At 57.8% G+C, this 20,090-nt stretch carries 24 protein-coding genes; 22 read left to right on the top strand and 2 right to left on the bottom strand.

Annotated elements, in window-relative coordinates:
• Positions 1 to 18: 18 nt before the first annotated feature.
• From ACR0DE_RS16645 to ACR0DE_RS16560, 18 genes are all read left to right on the top strand, one after another.
• On the top strand, positions 19 to 246 hold the full coding sequence (locus ACR0DE_RS16645; RefSeq protein WP_170404000.1) for a DUF5337 domain-containing protein: 228 nt from the start codon (positions 19 to 21) through the stop codon (positions 244 to 246).
• A 6-nt stretch (positions 247 to 252) separates the two neighbouring features.
• Complete coding sequence (nuoF, locus tag ACR0DE_RS16640) at positions 253 to 1,551, top strand: NADH-quinone oxidoreductase subunit NuoF (protein ID WP_170397053.1); 1,299 nt, start codon at positions 253 to 255, stop codon at positions 1,549 to 1,551.
• A gap of 5 nt (positions 1,552 to 1,556) precedes the next feature.
• A complete protein-coding gene (locus tag ACR0DE_RS16635; RefSeq protein ID WP_170424105.1) occupies positions 1,557 to 1,973 on the top strand; it encodes an MAPEG family protein in 417 nt (138 codons plus the stop codon).
• Entirely contained in the window at positions 1,970 to 2,473 is a 504-nt protein-coding gene (locus ACR0DE_RS16630; protein ID WP_170403991.1) for a DUF3291 domain-containing protein, read from the top strand. Before ACR0DE_RS16635 ends, ACR0DE_RS16630 begins: the two co-directional genes overlap by 4 nt.
• 76 nt (positions 2,474 to 2,549) lie before the next feature.
• On the top strand, positions 2,550 to 2,909 hold the full coding sequence (locus ACR0DE_RS16625; protein ID WP_170397047.1) for a hypothetical protein: 360 nt from the start codon (positions 2,550 to 2,552) through the stop codon (positions 2,907 to 2,909).
• Positions 2,910 to 3,007: 98 nt separating this feature from the next.
• Entirely contained in the window at positions 3,008 to 3,412 is a 405-nt protein-coding gene (locus tag ACR0DE_RS16620; protein ID WP_170424103.1) for a DUF5333 domain-containing protein, read from the top strand.
• A 2-nt stretch (positions 3,413 to 3,414) separates the two neighbouring features.
• Positions 3,415 to 5,436, top strand: coding sequence for an NADH-quinone oxidoreductase subunit NuoG (gene nuoG, locus ACR0DE_RS16615; RefSeq protein WP_480754355.1), 2,022 nt, complete (start codon positions 3,415 to 3,417; stop codon positions 5,434 to 5,436).
• 204 nt (positions 5,437 to 5,640) lie between these two features.
• Positions 5,641 to 6,678 carry an NADH-quinone oxidoreductase subunit NuoH gene (gene nuoH / locus ACR0DE_RS16610; protein WP_039534288.1) on the top strand — a complete coding sequence of 346 codons (1,038 nt, stop codon included), beginning with the start codon at positions 5,641 to 5,643 and terminating at the stop codon, positions 6,676 to 6,678.
• 1 nt (position 6,679) lies between these two features.
• Positions 6,680 to 7,174 (top strand): NADH-quinone oxidoreductase subunit NuoI, encoded by a 495-nt coding sequence (nuoI, locus tag ACR0DE_RS16605; protein ID WP_170397042.1) that lies wholly within the window; start codon positions 6,680 to 6,682, stop codon positions 7,172 to 7,174.
• The gene (locus tag ACR0DE_RS16600) at positions 7,171 to 7,581 is read left to right on the top strand and encodes a carboxymuconolactone decarboxylase family protein (protein ID WP_010442761.1); all 411 of its coding nucleotides are present in this window, start codon (positions 7,171 to 7,173) and stop codon (positions 7,579 to 7,581) included. Before nuoI ends, ACR0DE_RS16600 begins: the two co-directional genes overlap by 4 nt.
• Positions 7,578 to 8,180 (top strand): NADH-quinone oxidoreductase subunit J, encoded by a 603-nt coding sequence (locus ACR0DE_RS16595; protein ID WP_170397038.1) that lies wholly within the window; start codon positions 7,578 to 7,580, stop codon positions 8,178 to 8,180. The genes ACR0DE_RS16600 and ACR0DE_RS16595 overlap by 4 nt, the downstream gene beginning before the upstream one ends.
• Before the next feature lie 4 nt (positions 8,181 to 8,184).
• Positions 8,185 to 8,490, top strand: coding sequence for an NADH-quinone oxidoreductase subunit NuoK (gene nuoK / locus ACR0DE_RS16590; protein ID WP_005984024.1), 306 nt, complete (start codon positions 8,185 to 8,187; stop codon positions 8,488 to 8,490).
• A gap of 6 nt (positions 8,491 to 8,496) precedes the next feature.
• Entirely contained in the window at positions 8,497 to 10,626 is a 2,130-nt protein-coding gene (nuoL, locus tag ACR0DE_RS16585) for an NADH-quinone oxidoreductase subunit L (RefSeq protein WP_170564948.1), read from the top strand.
• Positions 10,626 to 12,170 (top strand): NADH-quinone oxidoreductase subunit M, encoded by a 1,545-nt coding sequence (locus ACR0DE_RS16580; RefSeq protein ID WP_170403976.1) that lies wholly within the window; start codon positions 10,626 to 10,628, stop codon positions 12,168 to 12,170. Before nuoL ends, ACR0DE_RS16580 begins: the two co-directional genes overlap by 1 nt.
• Positions 12,171 to 12,185: 15 nt before the next feature.
• A complete protein-coding gene (gene nuoN, locus ACR0DE_RS16575) occupies positions 12,186 to 13,628 on the top strand; it encodes an NADH-quinone oxidoreductase subunit NuoN (RefSeq protein WP_480570685.1) in 1,443 nt (480 codons plus the stop codon).
• 54 nt (positions 13,629 to 13,682) lie between these two features.
• Positions 13,683 to 14,432 carry a biotin--[acetyl-CoA-carboxylase] ligase gene (locus ACR0DE_RS16570; protein WP_170403973.1) on the top strand — a complete coding sequence of 250 codons (750 nt, stop codon included), beginning with the start codon at positions 13,683 to 13,685 and terminating at the stop codon, positions 14,430 to 14,432.
• Positions 14,433 to 14,444: 12 nt separating this feature from the next.
• On the top strand, positions 14,445 to 15,224 hold the full coding sequence (locus tag ACR0DE_RS16565) for a type III pantothenate kinase (protein ID WP_170397028.1): 780 nt from the start codon (positions 14,445 to 14,447) through the stop codon (positions 15,222 to 15,224).
• Positions 15,221 to 16,888 (top strand): ribonuclease J, encoded by a 1,668-nt coding sequence (locus ACR0DE_RS16560; protein WP_480754352.1) that lies wholly within the window; start codon positions 15,221 to 15,223, stop codon positions 16,886 to 16,888. Before ACR0DE_RS16565 ends, ACR0DE_RS16560 begins: the two co-directional genes overlap by 4 nt.
• Here ACR0DE_RS16560 and ACR0DE_RS16555 read toward each other — a convergent pair.
• Both ACR0DE_RS16555 and ACR0DE_RS16550 read right to left on the bottom strand, forming a co-directional pair.
• Positions 16,885 to 17,586: an NUDIX hydrolase gene (locus ACR0DE_RS16555; RefSeq protein WP_170663801.1), complete on the bottom strand. Its 702-nt coding sequence runs from the start codon at positions 17,584 to 17,586 to the stop codon at positions 16,885 to 16,887. The two genes, ACR0DE_RS16560 and ACR0DE_RS16555, sit on opposite strands and share 4 nt — an antisense overlap.
• On the bottom strand, positions 17,583 to 17,981 hold the full coding sequence (locus ACR0DE_RS16550) for a DUF983 domain-containing protein (protein ID WP_170397024.1): 399 nt from the start codon (positions 17,979 to 17,981) through the stop codon (positions 17,583 to 17,585). The genes ACR0DE_RS16555 and ACR0DE_RS16550 overlap by 4 nt, the downstream gene beginning before the upstream one ends.
• A 221-nt stretch (positions 17,982 to 18,202) precedes the next feature.
• On the opposite strand from ACR0DE_RS16550, the gene ACR0DE_RS16545 reads away from it, so the two are divergent.
• From ACR0DE_RS16545 to ACR0DE_RS16530, 4 genes are read left to right on the top strand one after another with little or no spacing between them, the layout of a single operon-like run.
• Positions 18,203 to 18,658 carry an EF-hand domain-containing protein gene (locus ACR0DE_RS16545; protein WP_480754349.1) on the top strand — a complete coding sequence of 152 codons (456 nt, stop codon included), beginning with the start codon at positions 18,203 to 18,205 and terminating at the stop codon, positions 18,656 to 18,658.
• A 6-nt stretch (positions 18,659 to 18,664) separates the two neighbouring features.
• Positions 18,665 to 19,279 carry an RNA polymerase sigma factor gene (locus ACR0DE_RS16540; RefSeq protein WP_170818013.1) on the top strand — a complete coding sequence of 205 codons (615 nt, stop codon included), beginning with the start codon at positions 18,665 to 18,667 and terminating at the stop codon, positions 19,277 to 19,279.
• Positions 19,272 to 19,616, top strand: a complete 345-nt coding sequence (locus tag ACR0DE_RS16535; protein WP_170397018.1) for a hypothetical protein — start codon at positions 19,272 to 19,274, stop codon at positions 19,614 to 19,616. The genes ACR0DE_RS16540 and ACR0DE_RS16535 overlap by 8 nt, the downstream gene beginning before the upstream one ends.
• Positions 19,613 to 20,086: a periplasmic heavy metal sensor gene (locus ACR0DE_RS16530; RefSeq protein WP_170397015.1), complete on the top strand. Its 474-nt coding sequence runs from the start codon at positions 19,613 to 19,615 to the stop codon at positions 20,084 to 20,086. Before ACR0DE_RS16535 ends, ACR0DE_RS16530 begins: the two co-directional genes overlap by 4 nt.
• Positions 20,087 to 20,090: the final 4 nt, after the last annotated feature.

Genomic DNA, 20,090 nt, shown 5'->3' with positions numbered 1-20,090 from the left:
CTAGGGCATCAGGACAAGATGGATACGGACAAGGAACTGGCCATAGCCCGCAAGGGCCGACATATCGGCATCGTCATTGCGGTGACGATGGTGATTTGGCTTGGAATGACCTTGTTCATTGGCCCTGCAATCGGATTGCCGGGGCGTTATGCGCTGCTGTTTGATTTTGCCGCTTTGGCAGGATTCATCTATGCGGGCGTCAACATATTTCAACTCTGGCGCATGCGTCAGGACAGCCAAAGGTAACACGCGATGCTGAAGGATCAGGACAGGATCTTTACCAACATCTACGGGATGCATGAGCGCACGTTGAAAGGCGCGCAGGCCCGCGGGCATTGGGACGGCACCGCTGGCCTGATCGAGAAAGGCCGCGACTGGATCATCCAGACAATGAAAGACTCAGGGCTTCGCGGACGTGGTGGTGCGGGCTTCCCGACCGGTCTGAAATGGTCTTTCATGCCCAAGGAAAGCGATGGTCGCCCGGCTTATCTGGTGGTGAACGCGGATGAATCCGAACCCGGGACGTGCAAAGACCGCGAGATTATGCGTCATGATCCGCACACGCTGATCGAGGGGTGCCTGATCGCGTCTTTCGCAATGAACGCGAATACTTGCTACATCTACCTGCGCGGCGAATACATCCGCGAGCGTGAGGCTCTGCAGGCGGCGATTGACGAAGCCTATGACGCGGGTCTGCTCGGGAAGAATGCTGCTGGTTCCGGCTGGGATTTCGACCTGTTCCTGCATCACGGCGCTGGGGCTTATATCTGCGGCGAGGAAACTGCTCTGATCGAAAGCCTTGAGGGCAAGAAGGGTATGCCGCGCATGAAGCCTCCGTTTCCGGCGGGTGCGGGTCTTTATGGCTGCCCGACCACGGTGAACAATGTGGAATCGATTGCCGTTGTGCCCACGATTCTGCGGCGTGGTGCCGACTGGTTCGCCGGTTTTGGCCGTCAGAACAACGCGGGCACCAAGCTGTTTGCGATCTCGGGCCATGTGAACAACCCCTGTGTCGTCGAAGAGGCGATGTCGATCTCCTTCGAAGAGCTGATTGAAACCCATTGCGGCGGCATTCGTGGCGGCTGGGACAATCTGCTGGCGGTAATACCCGGCGGGTCTTCGGTGCCATGCGTGCGCGGTGAGAACATGCGCGACGCGATCATGGATTTTGACTATCTGCGTGGAGAGCTGGGTTCGGGTCTGGGCACGGCAGCGGTCATCGTGATGGACAGGTCCACCGACATCATCAAGGCAATCTGGCGGTTGTCGAAGTTCTACAAGCACGAAAGTTGCGGCCAGTGTACGCCATGTCGTGAAGGCACTGGTTGGATGATGCGCGTGATGGACCGTCTTGTACGCGGTGAAGCCGAACTGGAAGAGATCGACATGCTGTTTGACGTCACCAAACAGGTTGAAGGCCACACGATCTGCGCCCTTGGCGATGCGGCGGCCTGGCCGATCCAAGGTCTGATCCGCAATTTCCGAGAAGAAATAGAGGACCGCATCAAGGCCCAGAAATCGGGCCGCATGGGTGCGATGGCAGCGGAGTAAAATCGATGGAAGTCTATGCCGAATATTCCCACGCGATCGCCGCTTTGGTGATCTTTACCCTGATCGTTCTGTTCATGTCGCCGTTCTCGGCGCTTGCAAAAGCGGGCAAGGGGCTGGCACCGGGGGCCACTCCGGATCAGGATTATTCGGACAGGGCCTATCGTTTGAACCGCGCTTATCTGAACGGCACTGAAACTCTGCCTGCCTTTTTGACTGTTACAGTCGCGGCGATCCTGTTGGGGGCCAGCCCGTTCTGGGTGAACCTGCTGGCCTCAGTAGCGCTGCTGGCGCGGGTTGTTATGTTGGTGATTCACCTGCGCGGGATCGGCAAGCCGCATAGCGGGGTCCGGTCTGTTGCTTATGTGGTTGGATGGGCCTGCATGTTCATTCTTGGCCTTATTGCTTTGGTGGCCGCGTTTTGATCCAGCCCGAAGGATATCATCTGGCCGAGTTGAATGTCGGCCGTTTGTTGGCGCCAACAGACGATCCGCGCGTGGCTGAATTCATGGCCAACCTGGATCGCGTCAACGGGCTTGGCAAGCGGATGTCCGGCTTTGTCTGGATGATGGAAGGGTCCGGAGAACCGGGAACAGGCAACACCGAAAACAGCATCGGGGATGATCCGCAATTCGTCGCGAACCTGACGGTTTGGGAAGACGTCGCCAGCCTTGAGAAATTTGTTTGGGGGACTATCCACAAACAGTTCTACGAGCGTCGGCAAGAGTGGTTCGAAATCCTTGGCGAACAACATTTTGTCATGTGGTGGGTGCGGGAAGGGCATTGCCCCAGTTTGGCCGAAGCGCTGGATCGTCTGGAAAAGCTGCGCTCGGAAGGACCCAGCGAGCATGCCTTTGGGTGGGCAGAATTGAAACAGGCCAGCAAGTGGCGCGACAATCGTTGCGTACAGGTCGCGGCGGAGTGAGCGGGATGTTGTTTCATACGCTTTCTCCTGCGCATCAGCGGATGCCACAAGCGCCAGCCACGAAACAGGAGTGGTCATGATGGCGAAACGCGTATTCGTAATGACAATGGTATTGGTGGGAAGCTTACTTGTATCTGCCTGCGGTACAGCGAAATCGAGGGCGACCCGCGTGGCGTTTGATGGCATTTTCTTCAACGCCAACGCTAAACACGTGGATAAGAAGACGACACCTACCGATTTCACTGTGACTGTGAATGGCGTTTCGCAGTCATTGGAAGGCGCACGCGAAGCGGGCCGCTATGAGGCGACAAAATTCTGCATTCAGAATTTTGGATCGTCCAGAATTGTATGGAAGGTTGGGCCGGAGACCGAGCCGCAAAATCTACGGATCGAAAACGATAAGCTGACGTATGCCGGAAGCTGTCAGCGACCATGAGCCACCGTATCGCATATCACGGCAAAACCCATGGGCTGTTATTGCATAGCAGCCCGGCTGACCGCCGTCTTGGGAATCCCAAGACGAAAGGAAATGTCATGACTGTTGTACGACTTCTGGCCGCGATTTGCGCGATTTCGATGCCTGTAATGGCCGAAGCCAAACCACCCTTGAGGGATGTCAAAGAGATAGACAACGAACTCTACTACATCGCGATCGCAAATGAGATTTCGGAGTACTGTCCGTCGATCAGCGGGCGTCGACTTAAGGCGATTGGGGTGATGTGGGATCTGCGGTCCAAGGCGAACAAACTGGGATATTCGGACAAGGAAATCCGCGCCTATGTGGACTCGGATGCCGAGAAAGACAGGATGCGTGCCAAGGGTGAGGCGTATCTGACCCAAAACGGCGTGTCTTATGAAAATCCCAATTCTTTCTGCACGTTGGGGCGGAAAGAGATTGAAAGAAACAGCGCCATCGGCGTGTATTTGAGGGCGAACTAGCGATGTCTGACCTCCGCAAAGTCAATATCGACGGGCAGGAAATCGAAGTCGATGGCGCGATGACACTGATCCAGGCCTGCGAGCAGGCCGGGGTCGAAGTGCCGCGCTTTTGCTATCACGAGCGTCTGTCGATTGCCGGGAACTGCCGGATGTGTCTGGTCGAGGTCGTGGGCGGCCCGCCGAAACCAGCGGCCTCCTGCGCGATGCAGGTGCGCGATCTGCGTCCGGGTCCCGAAGGGCAGGCACCGGTGGTCAAGACGAACTCGCCCATGGTCAAGAAGGCCCGCGAAGGGGTGATGGAGTTTCTGCTGATCAACCACCCGCTGGATTGCCCGATCTGCGATCAGGGCGGTGAGTGTGACCTGCAGGATCAGGCCATGGCCTATGGTCTGTCAGGGACGCGCTTCAAAGAAGCCAAGCGTGCCGTGGATGATCTGGACCTTGGTCCGCTGGTTGGCACCGCGATGACTCGCTGCATCAGTTGTACCCGTTGCGTGCGCTTCACCACAGAGGTCGCCGGGATCACCCAGATGGGTCAGACCGGACGCGGCGAGGATGCCGAGATCACCTCGTACCTGAACCAGACGCTGGATTCGAACCTGCAGGGCAACATCATCGATCTGTGCCCGGTAGGGGCGTTGACCTCGAAGCCATATGCCTTCACCGCTCGCCCTTGGGAACTGACCAAAACCGAGAGTATCGACGTGATGGACGCCTTGGGCTCAAGCATCCGTGTAGATACCAAAGGGCGTGAAGTGATGCGCTTTCTGCCGCGCAACCATGACGGTGTGAACGAGGAATGGATCAGCGACAAGACCCGCTTTGTCTGGGACGGCTTACGGCGTCAGCGACTGGACAGGCCTTATGTGCGCGAAAACGGCAAGCTGCGTCCTGCCACATGGCCAGAAGCACTGAACAAAGCTGCTGAGGTTCTTAAGGGGGCCGAGAAACCTGCTGGGATCGTAGGTGATCTGGCTTCGGTTGAGGCCATCTATGCGCTGAAACAGATGATCGAAGGGCAAGGCGGTATCGTTGAGTGCCGCACCGACGGCGCCAAACTACCTGCGGGTAACCGAGCAGCCTATGCCGGGACCGCGGCAATCGAAGATATTGATGCGGCTGAACGTATCCTGTTGATCGGGACCAACCCGCGTGACGAGGCTCCGGTTTTGAATGCTCGTATCCGCAAGGCCTGGGCACACGGCGCCGAGGTGGCCCTGGTCGGGCCTGCCGTCGATCTGACCTATGAGTATCACCATGTAGGCAGCGACCGTGCCGCGCTGCAGACCATCGTTGATATGGGTGGTGATGATGAGATCAAGAGCAAGCGCTCTCTTGTCATCGTCGGGCAGGGCGCGCTGCAGGAGGCCGATGGCTCTGCCGTTCTGGCCGCCGCGCAAGCCATTGCAAGCAATACCGAAAGTGGGCTGATCGTTCTGCACACCGCGGCATCGCGCGTAGGTGCGATGGATGTGGATGCAACCAACGAAGGTGGCATGGAGGCGGTCAACGCGGCCGATGTGATCTATAACCTCGGTGCTGACGAAGTCGAGATCGGCGAGGGTGCTTTTGTGATCTATCAGGGCAGTCACGGCGATCGTGGCGCGCACCGCGCAGATGTGATCCTGCCGGGGGCGGCTTACACAGAAGAAAACGGTCTGTTCGTGAACACCGAAGGGCGTCCTCAACTCGCCATGCGCGCAGGCTTTGCACCGGGAGAGGCCAAGGAAAACTGGGCAATCCTAAGGGCGTTGTCTGCCGAGCTGGGGGCTACTCTGCCCTACGATACATTGGCTCAATTGCGCACCTCCTTGCTCGAATCTGTTCCGCATCTGGCGCGCATTGATGAGGTGATTGAGAATGAAGCAGTGGCGCTACAAGCCGGAAAATTGGGTGAAGCCAGCTTCCGCAATGCAATCAAGGATTTCTACCTGACCAACCCGATTGCCCGCGCCTCGCAATTGATGGCCGAACTATCGGCACAGGCGCAGACCCGCAAGACTGAGAAGATTGCGGCTGAATGAACCAGAAACGTTTCATATCGCAGACGTACGCGGTGCCCGGGTGGCGGATAGCCGCGCCGGATTTGCGTGTGAAATTGAAGATTAAGGGTGGCGTACAGACGGCAGATGCTGTTTACACCAACGCGCCGACCCAGCCGCAGATTGCGCAGGCATCTGGCCTTTGCATCGCACGCGGAAACCAAAATACCCACGGTGTGAGGACCAATGGCTGACTTCTTTAACACCCCAGGCGGAATAGCCATCATCATTCTGGCGCAAGTGCTTGCTGTTGTTGCGTTCGTGATGATCTCGCTGTTGTTCCTCGTTTACGGCGACCGCAAGATCTGGGCCGCCGTCCAGATGCGTCGCGGCCCCAACGTTGTCGGCGTATACGGCCTGCTGCAATCGGTGGCGGACGCACTGAAATATGTGGTGAAAGAGGTCGTCATTCCCGCAGGTGCCGACCGTACAGTGTTTATCCTCGCACCATTGACCAGTTTTGTCCTCGCGATGATCGCCTGGGCGGTGATCCCGTTCAACGATGGCTGGGTCCTGTCGGACATCAACGTCGCCATCCTCTATGTCTTCGCAGTCTCATCGCTTGAGGTTTATGGCGTGATTATGGGTGGTTGGGCGTCGAACTCAAAGTATCCATTCCTTGGGTCGCTGCGCTCTGCCGCGCAGATGATTTCATACGAGGTATCCATCGGTCTGATCATCATCGGCATCATCATCTCGACCGGTTCGATGAACTTTGGTGATATCGTCCGCGCACAGGATGGCTCGTTCGGGTTCTTCAGCTGGTACTGGCTGCCGCATTTCCCGATGGTGTTCCTGTTTTTCATCTCGGCATTGGCTGAAACCAACCGTCCACCCTTCGATCTGCCCGAGGCGGAATCGGAACTGGTTGCAGGCTATCAGGTCGAATACTCGGCCACGCCTTTCCTGCTTTTCATGGCTGGTGAATACATCGCCATCTTCCTGATGTGTGCTCTGACCACACTGCTGTTCTTTGGCGGCTGGCTGTCCCCGATCCCAGGCCTGCCTGACGGCGTGTTGTGGATGGTTGCCAAGATGGCGTTCTTCTTCTTCATCTTCGCGATGGTCAAGGCGATCACACCCCGCTACCGCTATGACCAGTTGATGCGCCTGGGTTGGAAAGTGTTCTTGCCGTTCAGCCTCGTCTGGGTCGTCTTCGTGGCCTTCGCGGCGAAATTCGACTGGTTCTGGGGCGCGTTTGCCCGTTGGAGCGTAGGAGGCTGATATGACTCAAATCGACTACACCCGCGCCGCCAAGTATTTCCTGCTGCAGGACTTCTGGGTCGGAATGAAATTGGGCTTGAAGTATTTCTTCGCCCCAAAAGCCACCGTGAACTACCCGCATGAAAAGGGGCCCTTGTCCCCGCGGTTCCGGGGTGAACATGCCCTGCGCCGTTATCCGAACGGTGAGGAACGCTGCATCGCCTGCAAACTGTGCGAAGCGATCTGTCCTGCACAAGCCATCACCATCGATGCCGAGCCGCGCGAAGACGGAAGCCGCCGCACCACGCGCTATGACATCGACATGACCAAATGCATCTATTGCGGTTTCTGCCAGGAGGCATGTCCGGTTGATGCCATCGTCGAGGGCCCGAATTTCGAATTCGCCACCGAAACCCGGGAAGAGTTGTTCTACGACAAGCAGAAACTGCTGGATAACGGCGAACGCTGGGAAGCCGAAATCGCTCGCAATCTGGAAATGGACGCGCCGTACAGATGAGTGACAGTCCGACAAATCCGTTCGAGCTGATGATGAAGCAAGCTCAGGACATGGCAAAGGCGATGAACCCGGCGATGGAGAATTTCTCGCCCAAAGGGTTCGAGGCGCTGTGGCCAACCATGCCCAAAGAGGTCATGGAGATGATGTTCGGCAATACCGTCAACAAGGACGGGCTGGACGCCAAAACTCGCCTTCTGCTGACGCTGGCCGGGCTGACCTGTCAGGGCGCTCAGGCGGACTCGGCGGTGCGTCAGACCGTGCGCCATGCGCTTGAGGCTGGCGCCAAGAAACAAGAGATCGTGGAAACGATCGGTCAGATGTCGGTCTTTGCCGGCATCCCGGCCATGACCCGCGCGCTGGATCTGGCGCAAGAGGTCATGGGCGACAACGAGGATGAGGATCAATGACCGTCTTTGCCTTCTATCTGTTTGCCATCAGCGCCATCACCGGCGGGCTGTTCACGGTGATCAGCCGCCAGCCGGTGCATTCGGTGCTGTGGCTGATCCTGTCCTTTCTGTCCTCGGCGGGCCTGTTCGTGCTGCTGGGGGCTGAGTTCGTGGCGATGCTGCTGATTATCGTTTATGTCGGCGCGGTTGCGGTTCTGTTCCTCTTCGTGGTGATGATGCTGGATGTGGACTTTGCCGAGCTGAAGGCCGAGATGGCGCGCTACATGCCGCTAGCGCTGTTGATCGGATTGGTGATCCTGATGCAGTTCGTCATGGCCATCGGAGCATGGGACAGCGCGCAGGGTGCCGCCGCCAATCTGGCGCAGCCGGTACCGAGCGACCGCCACAACACTGAGGCGCTAGGCGTCATTCTATACGATCAATACTTCCTTCTGTTCCAACTGGCGGGCCTGATCCTGCTGGTGGCCATGATCGGTGCCATTGTGCTGACACTGCGCCACCGTCAGGACATCAAGCGTCAGGACATCATCGGCCAGATGATGCGCGACCCGGCCAAAGCGATGGAGTTGAAGGACGTGAAACCGGGGCAGGGACTTTGAGACGATGATCGGACTTGAACACTATCTTACGGTCGCGGCGACGCTATTCGTCATCGGCATCTTCGGTCTCTTCCTGAACCGCAAGAACGTCATCATCCTGCTGATGAGCATCGAGTTGATGCTGCTGGCGGTGAATATCAACCTCGTGGCGTTCTCTAGTTTCCTCGGCGATCTGGTCGGGCAGGTCTTTACGCTGTTCGTGTTGACAGTTGCGGCGGCTGAGGCGGCGATTGGTCTTGCCATTCTGGTCTGCTTCTTCCGCAACCGTGGCACCATCGCGGTTGAAGACGTCAATATGATGAAGGGGTAAGAGAATATGGAAACCACCATCCTCTTTGCCCCGCTCGTGGGTGCGTTGATCTGCGGTTTTGGCTGGCGCTTCATTGGTGAGAAAGCCGCCATGTGGACTGCCACGGGCCTGCTGTTTCTGGCCTGCCTGCTCAGCTGGATCGTCTTCCTTTCATTTGATGGCCACACCCAGCAGATCGAGATCATGCGCTGGATCGAAAGTGGTTCGCTGTCGACAAGCTGGGCCATTCGTCTGGACCGTCTGACGGCGATCATGCTGATCGTGGTGACGACCGTTTCGGCGCTGGTTCACTTGTATTCGTTCGGCTACATGGATCACGACCCGCAATGGCGTGAAGGCGAAAGCTATAAGCCGCGTTTCTTTGCCTATCTGTCGTTCTTCACCTTCGCCATGCTGATGCTGGTGACGGCGGACAATCTGGTTCAGATGTTCTTTGGCTGGGAAGGCGTGGGTGTCGCCTCGTACCTGCTGATCGGGTTTTATTATCGCAAGCCCAGCGCCAATGCAGCGGCGATGAAAGCGTTCATCGTGAACCGAGTGGGCGATTTCGGCTTTGCGCTGGGGATCTTCGCGCTGTTCTTCCTGACCGACAGCATCAATTTCTCAGACATATTCGCGTCGGCCCCGGCATTGGCGGAGGAAAAACTGAGCTTCCTCTGGGGTGAGTGGACTGCGATCGAGGTGATCTGTGTTCTGCTGTTCATTGGCGCGATGGGTAAATCGGCGCAGTTGATACTACACACCTGGCTGCCGGATGCGATGGAAGGTCCGACCCCTGTGTCCGCGCTGATCCACGCTGCGACCATGGTTACCGCAGGTGTGTTCCTGGTCTGCCGTATGTCGCCGCTGATGGAGTTCGCACCGGGGGCCACCGGGTTCATAGCCTTCCTTGGCGCTTCGACTGCGTTTTTCGCAGCAACCGTGGGCTTGGTGCAGACCGATATCAAGCGGGTCATTGCGTATTCGACCTGTTCGCAATTGGGTTACATGTTTGTCGCCGCCGGCGTTGGCATGTACTCAGCCGCGATGTTCCATCTGCTGACGCACGCGTTCTTCAAGGCGCTACTGTTCCTTGGTGCCGGTTCAGTGATCCATGCGATGCATCATGAGCAAGAGATGACCGAGTACGGCGGTCTGCGGAAGAAAATCCCCTATACGTTCTGGGCGATGATGATCGGCACGCTGGCCATTACCGGTGTGGGCATCCCGCTGACCACGTTTGGCTTCGCCGGGTTCCTGTCGAAGGATGCCATAATCGAAAGCGCCTTTGTAGGTGGCACAGGTTATGCCTTCTGGATGTTGGTAATCGCAGCGGTGTTCACCTCATTCTACAGCTGGCGTCTGATATTCCTGACCTTCTATGGCGAGCCGCGTGGCGACAAGCATACGCATGAGCACGCGCATGAAAGTCCGATGGTCATGCTGGTCCCGCTGGGGGTACTGTCTCTGGGCGCGGTGTTCTCGGGGATGCTGTGGTACAACCAGTTCTTCGGCTACACCGATAAAGTGGCCAAGTTCTACGGTATTCCGCTGGCGGAAGAGACCGGCGGTCATGGCGAAGTTGCCGCAGACGCATCTCATGGTGAGGCCAAGGCAGATGACGACCAAGTCGACGCGAAGGCTGATAAAGGCGAGGGTGACTACAAGGCGGACAAAAAGCATGCCAGCTTTGGCGGTGAGCCGGGCGAAGGCGCGCTGTATATGGCACCTGACAACAATGTCCTGAACGACGCGCATGAGGCTCCGAAATGGGTCAAAGTATCGCCTTTTGTTGCCATGCTGCTGGGTTTTGTCGTCGCCTATTGGTTCTACATCGTGAACACGTCGTTGCCCGCACGTCTGGCGGCGAACCAGCGGCCGCTGTACCTGTTTCTCAAGAACAAGTGGTACTTTGACGAGATCTACGACGCGATCTTTGTCAAACCTACCGTTGCGCTGGGTCGGTTCCTGTGGAAACGCGGTGACGGCAACACGATTGATGGCTTCCTGAACGGGGTTTCGATGGGCGTGGTGCCCTTCTTTACCCGCCTCGCAGGCAAAGCTCAGACGGGTTACATCTTTACTTACGCCTTCTGGATGGTTTTGGGCATCGCCGCTCTTGTCACCTGGATGTCGATCGGCGGAGGCGCAAACTAATGGACAATATCCTATCTATTGTCACCTTCATCCCCGCCATCGCAGCAGGCATTCTGGCCCTGTTTCTGCATGGCGAGGACGTAGCCGCGCAGCGCAACGCCAAATGGGTTGCGCTGGTTGCCACAACCGTGACCTTTCTGGTCTCAATCGGCATCTATACCGGCTTTGATCCGTCCAACACCGGCTTCCAGATGGTGGAAGAGGGCGAGTGGCTGCTGGGCCTGAAGTACAAGATGGGTGTCGATGGTATCAGCGTTCTTTTCGTGCTGCTGACCACCTTCATCATGCCGCTGACCATTCTGGCCAGCTGGCAGGTCACGGACCGGGTCAAGGAATACATGATCGCATTCCTGCTGCTGGAAACGCTGATGCTGGGCGTGTTCATGGCGCTGGATCTCGTGCTGTTTTACCTGTTCTTCGAGGCGGGCCTGATCCCGATGTTCCTGATCATCGGTATCTGGGGTGGCAAGGACCGCATCTATGCCAGCTTCAAGTTCTTCCTATACACCTTCCTCGGCTCGGTGCTGATGCTGGTGGCGATGGTTGCGATGTATGCGGATGCGGGCACCACGGATATCGAGGCGCTGATGAGCCATCAGTTCTCGTCCGAAGGGTTCAGCGTACTGGGCATCTATATCGTCGGCGGCATGCAGACGCTGATGTTCCTGGCCTTCTTCGCGTCGTTCGCGGTGAAGATGCCGATGTGGCCGGTGCATACCTGGCTGCCGGATGCGCACGTTCAGGCGCCGACGGCGGGTTCGGTCGTGCTGGCGGCGATCCTGTTGAAGATGGGCGGCTATGGCTTCCTGCGCTTCAGCCTGCCGATGTTCCCGGTGGGGTCTGCGGTGATGACCGATGTGGTGCTGTGGATGTCGGCGATTGCCGTTGTCTACACCTCTCTGGTCGCGCTGGTGCAGGAGGATATGAAGAAGCTGATCGCCTATTCCTCGGTCGCGCATATGGGCTTTGTGACCATGGGTATCTTTGCAGCGAACCAGCAGGGCATTGATGGCGCGATCTTCCAGATGCTCAGTCATGGGTTCATTTCCGCAGCGCTCTTCCTGTGTGTTGGCGTGATCTATGACCGGATGCACACCCGCGATATCGAGGCGTATGGCGGTTTGGTCATCCGGATGCCGGCTTACGCTCTGGTCTTCATGCTGTTCACCATGGCCAATGTCGGCTTGCCTGGTACATCGGGCTTCATCGGGGAATTCCTGACCCTGATGGGCGCATTCCAGGTCAACACCTGGGTGACGGCTGTGGCTGCAACCGGTGTGATCTTCTCAGCGGGCTATGCGCTATGGCTCTATCGCCGGGTAGTCTTTGGAGATCTGATCAAGGAAAGCCTCAAGGCCATCACAGACATGAGCTCGCGCGAGCGGCTGATCTTCGCGCCGCTGATCGTGATGACCATTCTGCTTGGGGTTTATCCCTCGCTGGTGACCGATGTGATCGGGCAATCCACCGCAGCGCTAATCTCGAACTATGACACGGCTCTGGCCGCGGCTGAAGCCGCAACCCAGACAGCCGCTTCGCATTAAGGGGGCTTTGGAGACATGATCCAGGCTGATCTGACAATCATCCTGCCGGAAATTGTTCTGGCAATTTATGCGATGGCGGCGCTGATCGGGGCTGTCTACACCACCAAGGATGCTCTGGCCCCCATGCTGGTCTGGGCCACTTCAGGTCTGATGGCGGTGTTGGCAATCTGGATTGCGATGAATGGCGAAGGTACCAACGTGGCCTTCAACGGCATGTTTGTGGATGACGGCTTTGCTCGATTTGCAAAGGTTGCGATTCTGCTGTCCGCCGCTGCGGTATTGCTGATGAGCCAAGAATATATGGCGCGCCGCGATCTGCTGCGCTTTGAATATCCTCTGCTGGTCGCACTTGCGGCTGTAGGCATGATGATGATGGTTAGCGCAGGCGATCTGATGTCGCTTTATATGGGGCTTGAGCTGCAGTCGCTGTCGCTTTACGTCGTGGCCGCCTTGCGGCGCGACAGTGCCAAATCCACCGAAGCCGGTCTGAAATACTTCGTGCTGGGCGCGTTGAGTTCTGGCTTGCTGCTCTATGGTGCGTCGCTGGTTTACGGCTTCACTGGCACCACGCTGTTCTCGGGCATCATCCAAACGGTGCATCATGGAGATGTCTCGATTGGCCTCCTGTTTGGCCTGGTGTTCATGATCTCGGGTCTGGCCTTCAAGGTCTCGGCCGTGCCGTTCCACATGTGGACGCCGGATGTGTATGAAGGGTCACCGACCCCGATTACCGCGTTCTTCGCCACCGCTCCGAAAGTGGCTGCGATGGCCTTGTTCGCGCGCCTGATGCATGACGCATTCGGAGGCGTGATCAAGGATTGGCAGCAAGTGATCGTGCTGCTTTCGGTCCTGTCGATGCTGCTGGGCGCGGTTGCGGCTATCGGGCAGCGGGACATCAAGCGGCTGATGGCGTTTTCGTCGATTGCCCATATGGGATATGCTCTGATCGGACTGGCCGCTGGGACCGAGATGGGCATCAAGGCAATGCTGATGTATCTGGCCATCTATGTGACGATGAATATCGGAACCTTCGCATTCATCCTGATGATGGAGCGTGATGGCAAACCTGTCACCGATATCGATGCGTTGCGTCAGTTCTCGAAGCGCGATCCGGGCAAAGCTCTGGCAGTCCTGATCCTGATGTTCAGTCTGGCGGGCGTGCCACCGATGCTGGGCTTCTTCGCCAAGTTCGGCGTCTGGCAAGCGGGTATCGATGCCGACCTGTTCGGGCTGGTGATCGTCTCGGCCATCGCCTCGGTCATCGGTGCGTTCTACTATCTGCGGATCGTGTTCTACATGTATTTCGGGGCGGAGAATGAAGACCCGATCGAGATCCGCTCGACCCCGGTTTTGTGGGCAGCGCTGATGGGCTCTGCGGCTCTGATGTTGATTGGCGTATTTTATCAGTTCGGTGTGGAAGGGGCAGCTTCAGCTGCTGCGGCGACGCTTGTCAACTGATACTGCCGCGTTTCGATCAACCGAGGCTCGGTCGCGCGACCGGGCCTTTTTGACATGAGCGAATGGCCGCAGGGATATGGCCTGCATATACTGAAAGAAGTCGACAGTACTCTGAATGAGGCGGTGCGGCTTGCGCCAACAGCGACCGGTCCGGTCTGGATCATGGCACATCATCAGACCGCCGCGCGTGGTCGGCGCGGGCGAGCTTGGGCCAACCCCAAAGGTAATCTGGCAGCGACTTTGCTGATGCGCCCGCCGGGTGATCCGGAACAGGCGGCCCTTCGAAGTTTTGTCGCAGCGCTCGCCCTGTATGATGCCTGTGTGGCGGTAACGGGGCGCGCAGTAGGTTTGGCACTGAAATGGCCCAATGACGTGCTGCTCAACGGCGGAAAACTAGCGGGTATCCTGCTAGAAAGCACGGGGCAGGGCCGGGGGGTGTCACATCTGGCGATAGGGGTTGGGGTGAACCTGTCCGAGGCACCGGGCACTGATCGCGTCGAAGCCGGAGCGGTGCGACCTGTTTCTCTGCTCTCGGAAACCGGCGCGCTCACCACCCCCGAGGATTTTCTGACCGAACTGGCGGTAGCTTATGCGCATTATGAGACCCAGTTCATGACCTACGGGTTCGAACCGATCCGCACCGCCTGGCTATCCCGAGCAGCGCGGTTGGGCGAAGTCATAACCGCTCGTACAGCCACGTCCGAAACGGTTGGAACCTTCGAAACGGTAGACGTGGGTGGCAGCCTTGTCCTAAACACCGCCAAGGGCCGGGTCAGCATTCCGGCTGCGGATGTGTACTTCTGAAAGGGGCGCGGGATGCTTCTGGCGATTGATTGCGGCAATACCAACACCGTTTTCTCGATCTGGGATGGCGAAAAGTTTCTGTGCACCCTGCGCACCTCAACTCATCATGCCCGCACAGCGGACGCATATTTCACTTGGTATTCAACCTTGGTGAAACACTACGGTATCGAAGCTGATATCTCGGATGTGATCATCGCCTCAACCGTGCCACGCGTGGTGTTCAACCTGCGGGTCTTTGCTGATCGCTTTTTTGGATGCCGGCCGATTGTTGTTGGCAAGCCAGATTGCCTGCTGCCGGTCAATCCGCGCGTGGACGAAGGCACCGTGCCCGGTCCGGACCGGTTGGCCAACGCGGCGGCGGCGTTCGACCGCCATGGCGGCAATGTGGTTGTGGTTGACTTTGGGACGGCTACGAATTTCGACGTAGTCGCAGCCGACGGCGCCTATGTCGGTGGTATCATCGCCCCTGGCGTGAACCTGAGCCTTGAGGCACTGCATCAGGGTGCCGCGGCGTTGCCGCATATCGACATCACGAGGCCCGAAAAAGTGATTGGAACAAACACGGTTGGCTGTATCCAGTCCGGCGTGTATTGGGGATATTCCGGCCTGATCGAAGGGCTGATCTCGCGCGTGAAAGCTGAATACGGAATGGCGATGAAAGTCGTCGGTACCGGGGGCCTGGCGCCTCTTTTTGATCAGGCTGACGTGGGTTTTGACGCTATCGAGGATGATCTGACGATGCACGGGTTGACCGTGATACATCGCTATAACAAGGAAAATGGCTCAACATGAGCAGTGAACGACTGATCTATCTGCCGCTGGGCGGTGCAGGCGAAATCGGCATGAATGCCTATGTCTATGGTTACGGTAAGCCGGGGCAAGAGCGGTTGATCCTTGTGGATCTTGGCGTTGCCTTCCCGGACATGGACACCTCGCCCGGCGTGGATCTGATCTTTGCAGACATCACCTGGTTGAAAGAGCGCGCCGATCAGCTGGAAGCAGTTTTTGTCACTCACGCGCACGAAGATCATGTCGGGGCGGTGGCCCACTGTTATGAGGCTTTGGGCGCGCCGGTCTACGCGCGCGCTTTTACCGCCAATATCGCGCGTCGCAAGATGGAAGAACGCGGCCACCCGACCGAGGCGGTGCAAACTGCGTCTCCATGGCCCGAACAGATCAAGGCTGGCCCGTTTACCCTTGGTTTCCTGCCGGTTTCGCATTCCATCCCTGAAAGTGCAGGGCTCGTTATCGACTCGCCTGCCGGGCGCGTGGTGCATACGGGGGATTTCAAGCTCGATTCCAACCCGGTCGTGGGCGAACCATTCGATCCCGATCTGTGGGCCGAGGTGGCAAAGCCCGGCGTCAAAGCGTTGGTCTGTGACAGTACCAATGTGTTCTCAAGCCATCCCGGGCGTTCGGAATCCGAAGTCGGCCCCGAGATCACCCGTCTGGTTCAAGAGGCCAGCGGCATGGTCATCGCAACCACGTTTGCCTCGAACGTGGCACGCGTGAAAACGCTGGCAGAGGCGGGACAGAAAGCCGGCCGTTCGGTCGTTCTGCTGGGTCGTGCGATGCGGCGTATGATCGAGGCGGCGACCGAGACCGGCATCCTGACCGATTTTCCAAAGGTTATCAGCGCCGAAGAGGCCGTCGACGTGCCGCGCGCGAACCTGATGTTGATTGTGACTGGCAGCCAAGGCGAGCGCCGCGCGGCCAGCGCTCAACTGGCGCGTGGTAAATATCGCGGGCTAGAAGCGAAAGAGGGCGATCTGTTTCTGTTCTCGTCCAAGACTATTCCCGGCAATGAACGTGGCGTAATCCGCATCATGAACCAGCTCAGTGAGAAGGGCGTGGATGTGGTCGATGACAGCTCTGGTCTGTATCACGTCTCGGGTCACGCCAACCGGCCTGATCTTGAGAAGGTTCACGCTCTGATCGATCCGCAGATGGTCATCCCGATGCATGGCGAACACCGCCACTTGCGTGAGCATGCCAAACTGGCCGAAACGGGTGGTCGCACTGGGATTCTCGCTGTTAACGGCACTATGCTGGATCTGACTGGGAATGCGCCCAAAGTGGCGGATTATATCGAGACTGGCCGGACCTATCTGGATGGTACAGTCAAAATCGGCGCCTTGGACGGCGTGGTGCGCGACCGGATTCGGATGGCGCTGAACGGCCATATCATCATCACCGTGATATTGGACGAAGAAGACGAACCGCTGGGTGAGCCGTGGTGCGATACGATGGGCCTGCCCGAAACGGGATCATCCCGCGCGGGGCTGATTGAGGTGCTGGAAGAGGACCTGAACCAGTTCCTGATGCGTGCGGGCGCAAAGACGCTGCGTGATGACGACAAACTGGAAGAAGGGTTGCGCCGGATCGCACGTCAGACCGCGCAGGCCGAGATCGGCAAGAAACCCGAGGTAACAGTGGTTGTTAGCCGAATGCGTTAATCTGCATAGGGCATCGGATAGCCCCGAAGCTGCAGGAAAAGGCTGGCCTCTTCGTTGTTGAGAAAGAAGGGAACGGTTTCAGGCGGGTTCGGGTCCTCTGCACGGGCAGCGACTTCGGCCAGAACAACTTCGGTGATGAAGGGCAGGTCGAACTCTCGCGCTTGGCTGATCTTGACCCATTGCAAATGCGATAGCTCGTCCGAGGCATGGGTGAAGTCGTCAAGATCCCCCTGAATCGCGTTCGCATCGACCAGAAAGAACCTGGCGTCGAACCGGCGGGGTCGCCCCGGTGGTGTGACTGCGCGAAAGACAAATTGCAGTGCTTCTGCAGACGGCAGGTAGCCCATCGCCGCAAAGCTTTGCCAATCGGCTGGGATCGCGCCTTGCCAATCCCCTTGTTGCCCCAGAACAAGCCCGGTTTCTTCCCACAACTCTCGGATCGCCGCGACAGCTAGAGAGGTCTGCAAGTTTGGCGCTGATTGTTGTGACAGGCGATCGGTGCATAGATCGGGCAATGGCGCGCTAAGCGGGATGCCCGCATCGGAAGCATCAACCGCGCCGCCCGGGAACACGAATTTGTTCGGCATGAACGCAGCCTTGGCACCGCGTTGGCCCATCAGGATCGACGGGTCTGTGAACCGATCACGCAATACGATTACGGTAGCAGCATCACGGATTGCGGTTTTATCCGCCGTCATCCGGCCTTGCCAAACCCGTGCATCCGCCGCGCCCATTGATAGGCGACCACGGCCCCTTTGAGACGGGGCAGAAGGAACAAGGACAGCGCGACGCAGCCGATCGAGAATGCAATCGCCATGGTCCATGGATCGGGACGCCACTGCACGTAAGAGACATGAAGGGCGGGTGCCAGAAGGTGCCCCACCAGCAGGATCGTCAGGTAGGCCGGGCCGTCATCAGCGCGATGATGGAACAATTCCTGCCCGCATTCCGAACAGGTGTCATTCACCTTGAGATAGCTGTGCAACAGCGCACCCTCACCGCAATTCGGGCATTTGCAACGGAACCCTCGGATCAATGCGGGTTTTGTTGGGCGGTCTTCTTCGAGCGAACTGTCAATAGTTTGGTCAATCATATGTATCTCGCGCATCTTTCCTGAAGGCATATAGGCAGGATCAGACCCAACGGAAAAGGGGGGTGCGTCGCTTTGTGGCGCTGCTGCTTAGCGTATCATTTTCTATTGGCGTTTCAAATAAAGCAAAAAAAGTTGTGCCGGAAGCGACGGAAACCCGCCCAAGCCGCGTTTGAATAGGTATCAACAGCGGCAAATGGCCGCCAAATTCAGGGAACTATGTAATGAAAACCAAAAGCTTCATTTCGGCAATCGTCGTAGCTGCAGTTACTGTGACCGGCACTTCCGCTTTGGCCAAGGGCCCGCGTGCGACATTTCAGGAACTGGATGCCGACGGGGACGGGCAGGTGACACAGGACGAGATTGAGACACATCGCAACCAGAAATTCACCGCTGCCGATACGGATGGCGACGGCCAACTGAGCGTCGAAGAAATGCAGGCTGCGGTGCAGACCAAGGCCAACGAGCGTGTCACCAAGATGTTCGAAAAGCACGACGCAAATGCGGATGGTTTCCTTAGCGAAGATGAATTGCCGAAACCGCGCCGCGCCTCCAAGATGTTCGAGCGCATCGATGCCGACGGCAACGGTTCGATCTCAGAACAGGAATACGCGGATGCAAAAGACAAAATGGGCCGGAAACACAAGCGGCATCAGAAGTCGGACACCGACAACAACTGATACGGGATGGAGGATCTGACCTCTTATCCCGACATCGAGCATGGCGGAACATCTGCCATGCCCGAGCCCAGCGACGAAGAGTTGCTGGGCCGGTTTTCTGATGGCGATGCTACGGCGGCCCGCCTGCTGACCGGGCGGTTGGGGCCGCGAAGTTATTCCGTGGCTTTGCGAATGCTGGGAAACCCAGCCGAAGCAGAGGACGTAACGCAAGAAGCGATGATGCGCCTGTGGAAAATGGCGCCTAACTGGGTGCCGGGGCAGGCGCAGTTATCGACTTGGCTCTATCGCGTAACACTGAATCTATGTGTGGACTTGCGCCGGAAAAAGCGGCCTCAAGCGTTGGACAATGTGGCCGAACCCGAAGATGAGACTGCCAGTGTGGTCGACCAGATGCAGGAGAGTGCCCGCAAGGACGCGTTGCAGGCTGCATTGGAGCATTTGCCGGACCGGCAGCGGCAGGCTGTGGTTCTGCGGCACATCGAAGAATTGTCCAATCCCGAAATCGCGGGGATCATGGATATTTCGGTCGAGGCGGTTGAAAGCCTGACCGCGCGTGGCAAACGATCTCTTACCGCGATACTGGCGGGGCGTCGGGATGAACTGGGGTACGAACATGGCTGATCAAGATAACGAACTCGACCATCTGTTTGCACGGGCGCGTGCGGCGCGGGATACGTTTCCTGACGATCTTGCGGTTCGCATCGAAACGGATGCCGAAGCCATACGTCTGGCCCGGACTGCAAGACCGCAGCGGCGGACATGGCGGCAAAAGATAGGCGTTATCGGGGGGTGGCAAGGGTTGAGCGGTCTTGTGGCCGCAAGCGCAGCTGGCGTCTGGATCGGGTTCTCCGCTCCGGCCTTCTTGCCGGACCCTGTTGATTATTTCATCTCACAAGAGACGACCTATCTGATGGCCGATCTGAATTTAGACGAAAACTATCTGGAGGACGCAGAATGAGCGATCATCCCGCACCCAAACGCAAATGGATGCCGATATTGCTGGTTGTCTCTCTTGCTTTGAATCTGCTGATTGTCGGAGTCATTTTGGGTGCGGCATTGCGCTTCAAAGGAAGCGCTCATGCCGATGCGCCTCCGGGATTTGGCCCGGCGCTGTATTATGCGCTGCCAAAGTCGGATCGAAAGGCTCTGAGAGGTGAGTTGTCGGACCTGCGCGGAAAAGGATCACATCGGCGCAAGCAGGATTTTACTGCTCTTAGTCAAGTGCTTAGGGCCGTGCCTTTCGATCCCGCAGCGGTTGCGAGTCTTTTGGCACAGCAGTCGAAGGCAACTGCTGATCTGCAGACTGCGCTTCATCAGCAATGGCTGGCCCAGATCTCGGCCATGAATGATGACCAACGTGCCGCTTACGCGGACCGGCTGGAGGACGTAGTTAAACGCGGCCCGCGCAAACACAAAAAACGGGACTGACTAG

It is taken from the genome of Ruegeria sp. C10 (assembly GCF_056537805.1).
Note: the sequence above shows the minus strand (reverse complement) of the source record. Positions and strands in the feature narration are given on the sequence as shown.

Excerpts from the sequence above, each read along its gene's own strand:
- ACR0DE_RS16645 (WP_170404000.1), top strand. The coding sequence starts at position 19 with ATGGATACGGACAAGGAACTGGCCATAGCCCGCAAGGGCCGACATATC.
- nuoF (WP_170397053.1), top strand. The coding sequence starts at position 253 with ATGCTGAAGGATCAGGACAGGATCTTTACCAACATCTACGGGATGCAT.
- ACR0DE_RS16635 (WP_170424105.1), top strand. The coding sequence starts at position 1,557 with ATGGAAGTCTATGCCGAATATTCCCACGCGATCGCCGCTTTGGTGATC.
- ACR0DE_RS16625 (WP_170397047.1), top strand. The coding sequence starts at position 2,550 with ATGATGGCGAAACGCGTATTCGTAATGACAATGGTATTGGTGGGAAGC.
- ACR0DE_RS16620 (WP_170424103.1), top strand. The coding sequence starts at position 3,008 with ATGACTGTTGTACGACTTCTGGCCGCGATTTGCGCGATTTCGATGCCT.
- nuoG (WP_480754355.1), top strand. The coding sequence starts at position 3,415 with ATGTCTGACCTCCGCAAAGTCAATATCGACGGGCAGGAAATCGAAGTC.
- nuoH (WP_039534288.1), top strand. The coding sequence starts at position 5,641 with ATGGCTGACTTCTTTAACACCCCAGGCGGAATAGCCATCATCATTCTG.
- nuoI (WP_170397042.1), top strand. The coding sequence starts at position 6,680 with ATGACTCAAATCGACTACACCCGCGCCGCCAAGTATTTCCTGCTGCAG.
- ACR0DE_RS16600 (WP_010442761.1), top strand. The coding sequence starts at position 7,171 with ATGAGTGACAGTCCGACAAATCCGTTCGAGCTGATGATGAAGCAAGCT.
- ACR0DE_RS16595 (WP_170397038.1), top strand. The coding sequence starts at position 7,578 with ATGACCGTCTTTGCCTTCTATCTGTTTGCCATCAGCGCCATCACCGGC.
- nuoK (WP_005984024.1), top strand. The coding sequence starts at position 8,185 with ATGATCGGACTTGAACACTATCTTACGGTCGCGGCGACGCTATTCGTC.
- nuoL (WP_170564948.1), top strand. The coding sequence starts at position 8,497 with ATGGAAACCACCATCCTCTTTGCCCCGCTCGTGGGTGCGTTGATCTGC.
- ACR0DE_RS16580 (WP_170403976.1), top strand. The coding sequence starts at position 10,626 with ATGGACAATATCCTATCTATTGTCACCTTCATCCCCGCCATCGCAGCA.
- nuoN (WP_480570685.1), top strand. The coding sequence starts at position 12,186 with ATGATCCAGGCTGATCTGACAATCATCCTGCCGGAAATTGTTCTGGCA.
- ACR0DE_RS16570 (WP_170403973.1), top strand. The coding sequence starts at position 13,683 with ATGAGCGAATGGCCGCAGGGATATGGCCTGCATATACTGAAAGAAGTC.
- ACR0DE_RS16565 (WP_170397028.1), top strand. The coding sequence starts at position 14,445 with ATGCTTCTGGCGATTGATTGCGGCAATACCAACACCGTTTTCTCGATC.
- ACR0DE_RS16560 (WP_480754352.1), top strand. The coding sequence starts at position 15,221 with ATGAGCAGTGAACGACTGATCTATCTGCCGCTGGGCGGTGCAGGCGAA.
- ACR0DE_RS16555 (WP_170663801.1), bottom strand. The coding sequence starts at position 17,586 with ATGACGGCGGATAAAACCGCAATCCGTGATGCTGCTACCGTAATCGTA.
- ACR0DE_RS16550 (WP_170397024.1), bottom strand. The coding sequence starts at position 17,981 with ATGATTGACCAAACTATTGACAGTTCGCTCGAAGAAGACCGCCCAACA.
- ACR0DE_RS16545 (WP_480754349.1), top strand. The coding sequence starts at position 18,203 with ATGAAAACCAAAAGCTTCATTTCGGCAATCGTCGTAGCTGCAGTTACT.
- ACR0DE_RS16540 (WP_170818013.1), top strand. The coding sequence starts at position 18,665 with ATGGAGGATCTGACCTCTTATCCCGACATCGAGCATGGCGGAACATCT.
- ACR0DE_RS16535 (WP_170397018.1), top strand. The coding sequence starts at position 19,272 with ATGGCTGATCAAGATAACGAACTCGACCATCTGTTTGCACGGGCGCGT.
- ACR0DE_RS16530 (WP_170397015.1), top strand. The coding sequence starts at position 19,613 with ATGAGCGATCATCCCGCACCCAAACGCAAATGGATGCCGATATTGCTG.